The organism is Photorhabdus tasmaniensis (genome assembly GCF_011189505.1).
Taxonomy (GTDB): Bacteria; Pseudomonadota; Gammaproteobacteria; order Enterobacterales; family Enterobacteriaceae; genus Photorhabdus; species Photorhabdus tasmaniensis.
In genome coordinates this window covers 1-12,478 of the sequence record NZ_PUJU01000056.1, presented here as the reverse complement: position 1 = coordinate 12,478, position 12,478 = coordinate 1, and the positions used below count along the sequence as shown (strand labels likewise).

Sequence of the window (12,478 nt, the reverse complement as noted above, 5' to 3'; positions counted from 1 at the left end):
TGCGATTTCCTCACTAAGGGGAATTATTGCCATCAGTTAATTATTCTGTTTATTGTTAAAAAACAATATTATTTCATGGTAAAGTTGCCAATTGTAATATTTATGTTTGTCAGTGATGGGCAAACAATTTTGCAATTTAGATTTTATTTTGAAATAAGCGGTTTGGTATTTATCATTCATTTCGGCGTCCATACATTTGTAAGTGATTTTTTCAAAATGAAATAGTTACTATTGAAATTAATATGAGCGCTACCTTAAATATGTTGACACAATTTCTTAAAGGATATTTTTATGCCAACTCCATGTTATATTTCCATCACTGGAAAAACCCAAGGTAATATTACCGCTGGCTCATTCACTGCTGAATCAGTGGGTAATATTTATGTTCAGGGGCACGAAGATGAAATGCTGGTTCAGGCATTTGATCATGTAGTTACCGTACCAACTGATCCTCAATCAGGTCAGCCTTCTGGCCAGCGTGCTCATAAACCATTCCGTTTCACAGTTGCATTAAATAAATCGGTTCCATTGCTTTATAACGCATTGGCTTCTGGTGAAATGCTGACGAATGTGGAATTGAAATGGTACCGCACTTCTGTTGAAGGGAAACAAGAGCATTTCTTCACAACTCAGTTGGAAGATGCCACTATTATCGACATTGATTGCAAAATGCCTCATTGTCAGGATTCAACAAAATCTGAATTTACTCAGTTGGTTCGTGTTTCTCTGTCTTATCGTAAGATTAACTGGGAACATACAACCGCTGGTACTTCTGGCGCAGATGATTGGCGCGCACCTATTGTTGCCTGATAGGTAATATAATTATTCAGCCAATGGAATATCTTTTCATTGGCTGAAAAACTTAGTTGTTTTATTAAAATTAAGGATTGTTAATAACTACCTTCAATTTCTTTCAGTTTATTTTCCTCTTTTCCTCTTTTTATTTAATCTATTTTTTACACGTACTATTTAACGATATTACTAAATGCTTCCGATAACACTCAGCCATTTTTTTGCTTTTATTTTAGCCGTTTTCTTGGTTGTAGCGGATGTTAACGTTTCTCTGTGACTATTTTAAACGGCTGATTTGATAAATATCACTATAGAATATTGCATATTCAGACAATTGTTTAATGCATTGTTTTTTTAATTTCACAATTTCTGCTTGTTTGTCGTGTGTAAGCATTGCTTATGATTGGTAGTAAAAAGACAGGTAGTATCGTGTTCTTAAATATCATATTTGGTCCTAGCAGAATGTGTTACTTATCCTAAATTTTAATGACTATGACAAGATTGATCTTCTGGGTTTGGTATTCAGGATCCTGCCATTTTTATTGCTAATGGGGCTATAATGGTGTCTTACCATCTGTCCCACCTACTGGGATGGGTTTTTAGTTGTCAGGTATTCCATACTGGCAAGTAATCTATTCTCTGCTCTGGGATCTAAAACCTAATGTTAAGTTATCGTCACAGCTTTCACGCCGGTAATCATGCCGATGTACTGAAACACACTGTACAAAGCCTGATCATTGAATCTCTTAAAGAAAAAGAAAAACCTTTTCTCTATTTGGATACTCATGCTGGTGCTGGTCGCTATCAACTCAGTGGTGAACGTGCTGAACGTACTGGAGAATATCTGGAGGGCATTGCCCGCATCTGGCAGCGTGAGGATCTACCACAAGAATTGAAAGCCTATATGAGTGCAGTAACCTCACTGAATCAGAGTAGTAATTTACGTTATTATCCAGGATCGCCTTTAATTGCCCGCCATTTATTGCGGCAAGATGATAAGTTCAATCTGACTGAACTGCATTCGAGTGACTACCCTTTATTACGTAATGAATTCTCCCGTGATAACCGTTCCAGGGTTGTGCGTGAAGATGGCTATCAGCAATTAAAATCACAATTGCCACCACAGAGTCGCCGTGGATTTATCCTTATTGATCCTCCTTATGAGCTGAAATCTGATTATCAGGCGGTTGTTCAAGCAATTCAGGAAGGTTATAAGCGTTTTGCCACAGGTGTTTATGCGTTGTGGTATCCGGTGGTATTACGCCAGCAGATCAAACGTCTGGTTAGAGAGCTAGAAGCAACTGGTATTCGTCATATTTTGCAAATTGAGCTGGCTGTCCGGCCTGATAGTGATCAACGAGGGATGACCGCCTCCGGCATGATCGTAATTAACCCCCCCTGGAAGCTGGAACAGCAGATGAAATCGGTGTTGCCGTGGTTACACAAGGTTCTGGTGCCGGAAGGAACAGGCCACACATTGGTTAAATGGATTGCACCAGAATAACTTTCAGCAATGGCAGTGAGAGCCAGAACCATCACAACTGATTGATACTTTTTGCCATAATTAGGCTTTCGGGTATTGACCCTTTACACTGATTAGATGGAAACGATCCAAATGAGCAAACATTACAACTATATAGCAATTGGTGGTGGCAGCGGTGGTATTGCATCAATTAACCGTGCGGCTATGTATGGACAGAAATGTGCCCTGATTGAGGCTAAGGCATTAGGGGGAACTTGCGTTAATGTGGGATGTGTGCCGAAAAAGGTGATGTGGTATGCGGCGCAAATTGCTGAATCTATCCATCAGTACGGGCCGGATTACGGCTTTGATACTACCGTCAACCGTTTTGACTGGAAGACACTGATTGCCAGTCGTACTGCTTATATTGATCGTATCCATCAATCTTATGAACGTGGTTTGGGTAATAATAAAGTTGATGTTATCCAGGGCTTCGCCCATTTTGTTGATGCACATACCGTTGAAGTGAATGGCGAGAGAATAACCGCAGATCATATTTTGATTGCGACGGGGGGGCGACCTGTCCATCCTGATGTACCAGGTGCGGAATATGGTATTGATTCTGATGGTTTTTTTGAGCTAAAAGAGATGCCAAAGCGGGTTGCAGTTGTTGGTGCGGGTTATATTGCGGTGGAGATTGCTGGTGTATTACATGCGCTTGGCAGTGAAACTCATCTATTTGTGCGTCAACATGCACCGTTGCGCTCTTTTGATCCGATGATTGTTGAAACGTTATTGGAAATTATCAGTACCGAAGGACCCACTTTACATACTGAATCTGTGCCGAAAGCAGTGATTAAAAATGTGGATGGCAGCCTGACTTTGCAACTGCAAAATGGCAAAGAACAAACCGTTGATACTTTGATCTGGGCTATTGGCCGTGAACCGGCAACGGATAATCTGAATCTGTCTGTCACCGGTGTTGAGCTGAACGAAAAAGGCTACATCAAGGTTGATAAATACCAGAATACCAATATGAAAGGTATTTATGCGGTAGGTGATAACACTGGTGCGGTAGAATTAACACCTGTTGCGGTTGCAGCAGGTCGTCGTTTGTCCGAGCGCTTGTTTAATAATAAGTCGGAAGAATATCTGGATTACACTAATATTCCAACTGTCGTATTTAGCCATCCGCCGATTGGTACTGTCGGTCTGACTGAACCTCAGGCAAAAGAGCAATTTGGTGAAGATCAGGTGAAAATTTATCAATCTTCTTTTACTGCGATGTATACCGCTGTCACTCAACATCGTCAGCCATGTCGAATGAAACTGGTGTGTGTCGGGCCGGAAGAGAAGATTGTTGGCATTCATGGTATTGGTTTCGGAATAGATGAAATGCTGCAAGGTTTCGCTGTTGCATTGAAGATGGGAGCAACTAAGAAAGATTTTGATAACACGGTTGCAATTCATCCAACTGCGGCGGAAGAGTTTGTAACGATGCGGTAATAATATTGTCGAAAATCCACCTATACATCTTTTCTATTCTGGAAAATACGTTAAAGGCCGGTTCTATCCGGCCTTTTGCTTAAAGGGGGCGGGGAGGTGCTACTTTTTGCTTAAATTTTAACAAGATCATCGACGATGAGTTGGTAGAACACGCCCGAATTACCGGTTCCATTGACACAGCACTATCCATCCAAAACACTGATTCAATGGATGTCATATTTCAATTTATGAACGCATTAAACAATGAACTAAATACTAGTCAATATTCCTCAGAAAGCTAGATTTAGCTGCTTTTTTTGAGGTGGATCATAAAAGGGATTGAATATGGAAAAACTGCAACAACAAAGCCGTAGGGCTTTTCTTAGTCAAACAGGTAAGCTCACCACCGTTTGCGCGGCGATTTCCCTGACTGGGGGGATCGCACAGGCGGTGCCGTCAACTGTCGGATCCGAGGTATCACAGATTCAGACTACTCTTACTGATCGTCATTACTATCTAAGTGATGTGCTGTTGGAAGAGGGATTTGAATATGACGCCAATACGGTGATCGGCACCCGTACTGCATTATATACGTTGGAAATCAAAGATGGCAGGATCGTTGCCATCCATGCTTCCGGTACGCCGCTTAACACGAATCAACCATGCTATCAGGCACGGGAGCAGTTGCTGTTGCCCGCCTTCCGTGATATGCACATCCATTTGGATAAGACTTTCTACAGTGGCCCATGGCAGGCACCGAGGCCTCGCCAGGGTAAAACCATCATGGATATGATTGCCCTGGAGCAGACTCTGATCCCCAAATTGCTACCCACTTCACAGCAGCGGGCAGAAAGCCTGATTGGCCTGTTGCAATCTAAAGGCAGTACGGTAGCACGCAGCCATTGCAATATCGATCCGGTTAGTGGTCTGAAAAGCCTGGAACATTTACAGTATGCTTTGGAAAATCACCGTGATGATTTCACTTGTGAAATCGTTGCCTTCCCGCAGCATGGTTTGCTGCATTCCAAAGTGGAAGGGTTGATGCGCGAGGCGATACAGATGGGCGTGCAATACGTTGGTGGGCTGGATCCTACTAATGTAGATGCTGCGATGGAAAAATCACTGGATACTATGTTCCAGATCGCGCTCGATAATAACGTTGGTGTGGATATTCATCTACATGAGGTAGGCCCTGAGGGCGTTGCTGCTATCAATTACATGATTGATACGGTGGAGAAAACACCCGCCTTGCGAGGTAAGGTCACTATCAGCCACGCTTTCGCCTTGACCACGTTGAACGAGGGCTCATTGGCAGAAACCGCTTCCCGTTTAGCGGAGCAGCAAATCACTATCGCCTCCATAGTCCCGATCGGTAGCCTGATGATGCCATTACCGCAACTCAGAGCCAAAGGGGTGTTCATCATGACGGGTACTGACAGCGTGATCGATCACTGGTCGCCATTCGGCACTGGTGACATGTTGGAAAAGGCTAATTTGTATGCGCAATTGTATCGTGGTTCAGATGAATTTCATCTTTCCCGCGCTATGGCTATTGCTACAGGCGGTGTATTGCCGCTTAATGACCAAGGCCAGCGCATTTGGCCGCAAGTGGGTGATAAGGCTGACTTTGTTCTGGTAGCAGCCAGTTGTTCAGCCGAGGCGGTGGCACGTCTGCCGGCCCGTCAGGCAACATTCCATCAGGGACGTTTGGTGGCTGGTGCAGTGGTCAGAGCCTGATCCAGAAAAGAGTACCATCGGTCATTTTCTCATTAAGTGGCTGTTTTTGGTTTTCTGCTCGTATCTAACGAGTCTGACACAAGCCTCTGCGGGCAGAAACAAGCATCCAGGTGATGTTTGATGAATTTATCCAGCATGGGAATGTTACTGATTTTGTAACCATTCCACAATAAAATCAGCCACTTGTTCAGGCTGATTGATATTCAAGTGTGGCAAAGTAGTTTCCAGTTTTTCATCACTGGCAACAGCAATCACATATTGATCAATGAGGTCGCTTAATGGGTGGTTAAGAATACGGCGGTATAGCATGATCTTATTGATTGGTTCGTTCTTAAAGCCCTCGACCAGAATCAGATCCAGTGAATCTGGATCAAAGCGACTGGCAAGATAGCTCAAATCTAATTCCTGCGAATCTGGCGTTTCTGTCATTAATGCCCAGCGCTGCTGGCTGGCGACCAGCGTTTGTTCTGCGCCAGCTTTGCGCAGTTCATAACTGTCTTTGCCCGGTTTATCTACATCCATATCGTGATGAGTGTGTTTTATCAGACCAACCCGGATTTGCCGTTGGCGCAATAATGGGATCACTTTTTTGAGAAGCGTAGTTTTTCCTGTACCGCTGTATGCCGTGATGCCAAGTAGTGGAAGAGGTCTTGTACTCATTTTCTGGTCTCCTGCATATATTCCCAATTCCGGCAATCCCCTGGTGTGTTCAGATTGGTAAAAGCAGCTGGATTATCGTCAAACTGAACAGCTATTGCGCCAATCTTGTGCATAAACAGCATCAGTTTGCGATCACCATCAGCCAGATAATTTTCCAATTGACAGAACAGACTACAGTGCAGTAGAGCGAGAGTAGGGTGAGCGCGATTGCCATCATCTGCATAGGCGGCTAATGCCTGCTGCTTGCCCTGCCATAAACGAGTGACTAAATCAGGGGGAAAGCCCGGTACATCACAAGGAACAAACACAACCCAATCGTGGCTGGCTGATTTTAAGGTTGCCAGCATTCCAGACAGGGGTCCAGAGAAGTCTGGTGTTAAATCAGGAACAACTTGATCACAACTTTGTCGGTAAATATCCAGATTACGGTTGGCATTGATGATTAATTCATCTACCTGTGGCAACAGTTTATTCGCAATACGCTGGTACAGCGGTATCTTATGTAAGAGAATCAGCCCTTTATCATGACCACTCATGCGGGTAGCACGGCCTCCTGCGAGGATCGCACCGCTTATTTTTGGTTGCATAATGTTCAATCTATCAACTAAGACGGTTATTGTCCGCTAATATAACCTTTTTTAGTTTGGTTATTTGGGCTTCATCAAACGCTTTTCAGATAAGATTATCGGATAACTCGCTGATAAAATAACAATCTTTACGCTTATTGACAGAGCAATTCTTTCTCTGAGTGGCTATCCCTGTTAATTTGTATAGACTTTTGTTTATCACATTGAAAATGTGTGGTGCAGGGGTAACAAGGGAAATTCCGGGGCTGAAAAAGGTTCACGAAGCAGATTTTAAAACTGCGTTCTTGTGCGCCCTTGGCATTATTACAGATTAATCAAGAGAATAGAATGTGCTAACAAACCAGTCTGCTTTTAATTTCCGGGAATTAACACCGGATTTGATTATGGATGCATTGGTGCAGACCGGGCTGTACATAGATTCCGGGCTGACAGAATTAAACAGTTATGAGAACCGTGTTTATCAGTTTACGGATGAAAATCGTAAACGTTATGTCGTGAAATTTTACCGGCCACAGCGCTGGGATCGGCAACAAATTCAGGAAGAGCATGATTTTTCCCTGGTGCTGCAACAGGCTGATTTGCCGGTGGCCGCGCCTCTGGTGTTTGATCAGCAAACCTTACTGACTTTTAAGGATTTCTTTTTTGCCGTTTTCCCAAGTATCGGGGGCCGCCAATATGAATCCGATAATCTCTTTCAGTTAGAAGATGTAGGGCGCTTGTTAGGTAGAATTCATCAGATTGGTCGTCGGCAAAAATTCACCTCTCGCCCAACTATCGGGTTAAGTGAGTATCTGCACCAGCCACGACAGTTTTTGGCTACATGTAAGTTAGTTCCTTCAGCACAAAAAGTGCAATTTTTGGCTATATTGGATGATCTGATAAACGCCGTAGAATCAGATTGGCGCGACGATTGGCAAATATTGAGGCTTCATGGTGACTGCCACCCAGGTAATATCCTGTGGCGTGACGGAGCTTGGTTTGTTGATCTTGATGATGCGCGTAATGGTCCGGCAGTTCAGGATTTATGGATGTTGCTTCATGGCTCCCGTCAAGAACAGTTATTACAGTTGGATACTCTGTTGGAATCCTATGGGGAGTTTACGGATTTTGACCCAAGGGAGCTGTCATTAATAGAACCATTGCGTGCTATGCGGATGGTCTATTATTTGGCATGGGTTGCCCGACGTTGGCAGGATCCTGCTTTTCCCAGAGCGTTTCCTTGGATGACAGATGCCGATTTTTGGTTAAAACAGACGTCACTTTTTGCTGGGCAAATGAAGCTGTTACAAGAGCCCCCTTTGCAACTTAACCCAATGTATTAATGTTTATCATGGAGATATTTATGAAAAAGTTTTGGTTAGCTTTAGTCGGAATGGTGATGGTATTTGGTGCCTCTGCGGCCAGTTTTACCGATGGAACACAGTATGTTGAACTGAAATCACCTGTGGCAAATCAACCACAGGTGCTGGAATTCTTCTCATTCTATTGTCCTCATTGCTATCAGTTTGAAGAGAGTTTTAAAGTTCCGCAGACTGTGAAACAAAATTTACCGGAGGGAACGAATTTTGTTCGTTATCATGTGGAGTTCCTGGGGCCACTGGGTAAAGATTTGACTATGGCCTGGGCAGTGGCGATGGCGATGGGTGTTGAAGATAAAGTGACTCCGCTGCTGTTTGAAGGCCTTCAGAAAACGCAGACTATTAATACTCCGGCCGATATTCGTAATACCTTTATCAAAGCAGGAGTAACCGGTGAAGATTATGATGCTGCAATGAACAGTTTTGTTGTGAAATCTTTAGTTGTTAAGCAGCAAAAAGCCGCTCAGGACTTGCAACTGCGTGGTGTACCCGCAATGTTTGTTAATGGCAAATATATGGTGAGAAATAATGGCATTGATGCAACTTCTGCTGATACCTATGCGAAATCCTATTCAGACGTTGTTAACTTCCTGTTAAAGCAAAAGTAAAGTTGGCGATTGAAATAGAATAACATGAGCATGTGCCGGAGTGAGAAGCTTTGGCACAATGCGTGCCAGAAAGAATTTTTTGTAAGACAAACTCCGGTTATATCCACAACTCTGTGATCTATAAGGTAATATGACAGTTTAATGACTAGGATTATAAGTCATTGATTTTTACCCGCAGTTGATAAATTTTTTTTATCAACTGTCTATGCCGGAATGAAGCTCGTAATATCTATACACAAAGTTATCCACAGAATTTATAGCAAGATGTGAATATCTGGAGCTGGTTTCAGCAAAGAAAATTCACACAAAATTCGTTTCCTGCTTCTTGCTGTGGCATCCTATTCCTTATTACACCCGTAACAGATAATGAAGAAGACTTATGGCTCAGATAGCAGACAATCCCCTGATTTTGGTTGATGGTTCCTCATACCTTTATCGTGCTTATCATGCTTTTCCTCCGCTGACTAACAGCGCGGGAGAACCGACCGGAGCCATGTATGGCGTATTGAATATGCTGCGTAGTCTGGTAATGCAGTACAAGCCGAGCCATGTGGCGGTCGTATTCGATGCCAAAGGTAAAACTTTCCGTGATGAATTGTTTGCTGAATATAAGTCTCATCGTCCTCCTATGCCGGATGATCTGCGTGCACAAATAGAGCCGTTACATCAGATGGTAGAAGCTATGGGGTTGCCGCTGCTGGTGGTTTCGGGAGTAGAAGCGGATGATGTTATCGGGACTCTGGCGTTACAGGCGGAGAAAGAGGGTCGTGCGGTGCTTATCAGCACTGGTGATAAAGATATGGCGCAACTGGTAACGCCAAATATCACGCTTATCAACACAATGAATAATACCATTTTGGGGCCGGAAGAAGTGGTTGATAAGTATGGTGTATCGCCAAATCTGATCATCGACTTTCTGGCACTGATGGGCGACTCTTCAGATAATATTCCAGGCGTGCCTGGCGTCGGGGAGAAAACGGCACTGGGATTGTTGCAAGGAATTGGCGGTATGGACGATATCTTTGCCAATCTGGATAAAATTGCGGGGTTGAGCTTCCGTGGTGCAAAAACGCTGGCGGATAAGATGGAGCAGCATAAAGATGTGGCTTATCTTTCCTATAAGTTGGCAACGATTAAAACAGATGTTGAGTTGAATAAAACCTGTGTTGCTTTGTCAGTCAAAGAGCCTGATACCGAGAAACTGCATGAATTGTTCTCGCGTTATGAATTTAAACGCTGGTTGAATGATGTAGCAAATGGTGATTGGTTGGTTGCCAAGGGCAAAAAACCGACATCCACGGGTAATGACGAATCATCTCCGGTTAAAGATAAATCTGTTTCGGCAACATTTTCGTCTGATAATTACCAGACTATTCTTGATCAGAAAAGCCTTGATGAGTGGGTTGAGAAGCTGAAAAAAGCGCCGGTTTTTGCGTTTGATACCGAAACCGACAGCCTTGATACCCTGACAGCTAATTTGGTGGGGATGTCATTCGCCGTGGCTGCCGGAGATGCGGCTTATCTGCCACTGGGGCATGACTGTCTGGATGCGCCAGAGCAGCTTGACCGAGATGCAGTACTGGCGGCATTAAAACCACTGCTTGAAGATAGCAACCTGCTGAAAATCGGTCAAAATATTAAGTTTGATCGTGGTGTTCTGGCTCGCTACAACATTGAGCTGCAAGGCATTGCTTACGATACTATGCTGGAATCTTATGTGCTCAATAGCGTTGCAGGCATGGGGCGGCACGATATGGATAGTCTGGCTGAACGTCATCTGAATCATAAGACCACGACGTTTGAAGAGATTGCTGGTAAAGGTAAAAATCAGCTCACTTTTAATCAAGTCCCGATGGAACAGGCTGCAATGTATGCCGCAGAAGATGCTGATGTCACTTTGTTGTTGCATCAGGTTATGTGGCCGCAACTGGAGAAAGTACCGGCGCTGGAAAAAGTATTCCTGAAAACAGAAATGCCACTGGTCATGGTGCTTTCCCGCATGGAGCGTACAGGTGTACTGATTGATTCAAATATTCTGGTTGAGCATTCAAAAGAGATTACTGCTCGTCTGGGAGAATTGGAAAAAGAAGCACATGAACTGGCAGGTGAGGCTTTCAACCTGGCTTCGCCGAAACAGCTACAGGCGATATTGTTTGAAAAATTGCAGCTGCCAGTAATAAAAAAGACGCCGGGCGGGGCACCATCCACCAATGAAGAAGTGTTGGAAGAGTTAGCAGATAACCATGTGTTGCCGAAAGTGATTTTGGAGCATCGTGGCTTGGCAAAACTGAAATCCACTTACACAGATAAACTGCCACAGATGGTTCATCCGCTGACCAAACGGGTTCATACCTCTTATCATCAGGCGGTAACAGCGACTGGACGTCTCTCTTCGCGTGATCCCAATTTGCAAAATATTCCTGTCCGTAATGACGAGGGTCGCCGTATTCGTCAGGCATTTGTAGCACCCGAAGGTTACCGGATTATGGCTGCTGACTACTCCCAAATTGAGCTGCGGATTATGGCCCATTTGTCTCAGGATCAAGGGCTGTTGAAGGCTTTTGCCGAAGAGCAAGATATTCACCGGGCAACGGCGGCAGAAGTCTTTGGTTTGCCACTGGAACAAGTCACCAGTGAACAGCGTCGTAGCGCCAAAGCGATTAACTTTGGTTTGATCTACGGTATGAGTGCATTTGGTCTTTCCCGCCAGTTAGGTATTCCACGCGGTGAAGCACAGCGCTACATGGATCGCTATTTTGAACGTTATCCGGGCGTATTGACATATATGGAGCGCACTCGTCAGCAAGCAGAAGAGCAGGGTTACGTTGAAACCTTGGATGGTCGTCGTCTTTATCTGCCAGATATCAAATCTCGCAATGGTATGCGCCGTAAGGCGGCTGAGCGTGAAGCCATTAACGCGCCGATGCAGGGAACTGCGGCGGATATCATCAAAAAAGCGATGATTGCCGTAGATGATTGGATTATCAGTGAAGAGCCGAAAGTTCGCATGATCATGCAAGTTCACGATGAACTGGTATTCGAGGTTCATGAGTCACAACTTGAATATACAGAACAGAAAGTTCGTGAATTGATGGAAAAAAGTATGGCGCTTGATGTTCCACTGAAAGTGGATGTGGGTATTGGTGACAATTGGGATCAGGCTCACTGATATGCCAGATTGATAAGCGATAGGTTGAGCCGAAGTATTTGGTTCAGCCTTTTTTTGAACGACTCACAATAACAACATTGTCTAATGGTTCTGCTAATCATAGTTAACCTGAACTTTGCTTAAGTAAGGAAATTAAAGTCTCTGAGATGCGATCAACGTTTTTGCCAAAGAAAATTCAAAACATCACAGTCCGCTCGATTTGTTGCTTAATATTCCTTCAATATAAAAGAAAATATGCTACCATTCGCCGATGAAGAGAAAAAATACACCAACGCCACATGACGCTGTTTTTAAGCAGTTTTTAGGTCATATTGATACGGCCAGAGACTTTCTGGAGATACATTTGCCCGCGACATTACGGGCCGTTTGTGATCTGGATACACTGCGGTTGGAATCCGGATCGTTTATTGAAGACAATCTGCGGGCGCATTATTCCGACATTTTGTATTCATTGAAAACGGTGCAGGGTGAAGGTTATGTGTATTGCGTGATTGAACACCAGAGTTCCCCGGATAAGATGATGGCATTCCGGTTGATGCGTTACAGTATTTCAGCCATGCAACGGCATCTGGAGCAGGGGCATGAAAAATTACCGCTGGTCATTCCGATGTTGTTCTATC

General features: G+C 44.0%; 11 protein-coding genes. 9 read left to right on the top strand and 2 right to left on the bottom strand.

What is annotated here, in order from left to right:
• The first annotated feature begins 291 nt into the window (after positions 1-291).
• The 4 genes from C5471_RS19465 to C5471_RS19450 all read left to right on the top strand — a co-directional run bounded on the left by C5471_RS19465 (position 292) and on the right by C5471_RS19450 (position 5,476).
• Complete coding sequence (locus tag C5471_RS19465) at positions 292-810, top strand: Hcp family type VI secretion system effector (protein ID WP_021323277.1); 519 nt, start codon at positions 292-294, stop codon at positions 808-810.
• A gap of 643 nt (positions 811-1,453) precedes the next feature.
• Positions 1,454-2,296, top strand: a complete 843-nt coding sequence (locus C5471_RS19460) for a 23S rRNA (adenine(2030)-N(6))-methyltransferase RlmJ (protein WP_133814288.1) — start codon at positions 1,454-1,456, stop codon at positions 2,294-2,296.
• A gap of 111 nt (positions 2,297-2,407) precedes the next feature.
• The gene (gene gorA, locus C5471_RS19455) at positions 2,408-3,760 is read left to right on the top strand and encodes a glutathione-disulfide reductase (RefSeq protein ID WP_133814289.1); all 1,353 of its coding nucleotides are present in this window, start codon (positions 2,408-2,410) and stop codon (positions 3,758-3,760) included.
• 324 nt (positions 3,761-4,084) lie between these two features.
• Positions 4,085-5,476 carry an amidohydrolase family protein gene (locus C5471_RS19450; RefSeq protein WP_133814290.1) on the top strand — a complete coding sequence of 464 codons (1,392 nt, stop codon included), beginning with the start codon at positions 4,085-4,087 and terminating at the stop codon, positions 5,474-5,476.
• Between the two features lie 144 nt (positions 5,477-5,620).
• Here the strand turns inward: C5471_RS19450 and mobB are convergent, their stop codons facing one another.
• Together mobB and mobA are read right to left on the bottom strand one after the other, a co-directional pair.
• Complete coding sequence (gene mobB, locus C5471_RS19445; RefSeq protein WP_133814291.1) at positions 5,621-6,136, bottom strand: molybdopterin-guanine dinucleotide biosynthesis protein MobB; 516 nt, start codon at positions 6,134-6,136, stop codon at positions 5,621-5,623.
• Positions 6,133-6,723 carry a molybdenum cofactor guanylyltransferase MobA gene (mobA, locus tag C5471_RS19440; protein ID WP_207627404.1) on the bottom strand — a complete coding sequence of 197 codons (591 nt, stop codon included), beginning with the start codon at positions 6,721-6,723 and terminating at the stop codon, positions 6,133-6,135. The genes mobB and mobA overlap by 4 nt, the downstream gene beginning before the upstream one ends.
• Positions 6,724-6,884: 161 nt before the next feature.
• On the opposite strand from mobA, the gene C5471_RS24910 reads away from it, so the two are divergent.
• From C5471_RS24910 to C5471_RS19415, 5 genes are all read left to right on the top strand, one after another.
• Positions 6,885-7,037 (top strand): DUF1040 family protein, encoded by a 153-nt coding sequence (locus C5471_RS24910; protein ID WP_339959309.1) that lies wholly within the window; start codon positions 6,885-6,887, stop codon positions 7,035-7,037.
• A gap of 15 nt (positions 7,038-7,052) precedes the next feature.
• The gene (locus C5471_RS19430; RefSeq protein ID WP_133814292.1) at positions 7,053-8,045 is read left to right on the top strand and encodes a serine/threonine protein kinase; all 993 of its coding nucleotides are present in this window, start codon (positions 7,053-7,055) and stop codon (positions 8,043-8,045) included.
• 20 nt (positions 8,046-8,065) lie between these two features.
• On the top strand, positions 8,066-8,689 hold the full coding sequence (gene dsbA / locus C5471_RS19425; protein ID WP_133814293.1) for a thiol:disulfide interchange protein DsbA: 624 nt from the start codon (positions 8,066-8,068) through the stop codon (positions 8,687-8,689).
• A gap of 379 nt (positions 8,690-9,068) precedes the next feature.
• The gene (gene polA / locus C5471_RS19420) at positions 9,069-11,858 is read left to right on the top strand and encodes a DNA polymerase I (protein ID WP_133814294.1); all 2,790 of its coding nucleotides are present in this window, start codon (positions 9,069-9,071) and stop codon (positions 11,856-11,858) included.
• 250 nt (positions 11,859-12,108) lie between these two features.
• Positions 12,109-12,478, top strand: a 370-nt coding sequence (locus tag C5471_RS19415) for an Rpn family recombination-promoting nuclease/putative transposase (protein ID WP_166296277.1), incomplete at its 3' end; no start/stop codon positions are given.

What these genes read in the sequence shown, in the direction of transcription:
- C5471_RS19465 (WP_021323277.1), top strand. Translation starts at nt 292, where the DNA reads ATGCCAACTCCATGTTATATTTCCATCACTGGAAAAACCCAAGGTAAT.
- gorA (WP_133814289.1), top strand. Translation starts at nt 2,408, where the DNA reads ATGAGCAAACATTACAACTATATAGCAATTGGTGGTGGCAGCGGTGGT.
- mobB (WP_133814291.1), bottom strand. Translation starts at nt 6,136, where the DNA reads ATGAGTACAAGACCTCTTCCACTACTTGGCATCACGGCATACAGCGGT.
- mobA (WP_207627404.1), bottom strand. Translation starts at nt 6,723, where the DNA reads ATGCAACCAAAAATAAGCGGTGCGATCCTCGCAGGAGGCCGTGCTACC.
- polA (WP_133814294.1), top strand. Translation starts at nt 9,069, where the DNA reads ATGGCTCAGATAGCAGACAATCCCCTGATTTTGGTTGATGGTTCCTCA.
- C5471_RS19460 (WP_133814288.1), top strand. Translation starts at nt 1,454, where the DNA reads ATGTTAAGTTATCGTCACAGCTTTCACGCCGGTAATCATGCCGATGTA.
- C5471_RS19450 (WP_133814290.1), top strand. Translation starts at nt 4,085, where the DNA reads ATGGAAAAACTGCAACAACAAAGCCGTAGGGCTTTTCTTAGTCAAACA.
- dsbA (WP_133814293.1), top strand. Translation starts at nt 8,066, where the DNA reads ATGAAAAAGTTTTGGTTAGCTTTAGTCGGAATGGTGATGGTATTTGGT.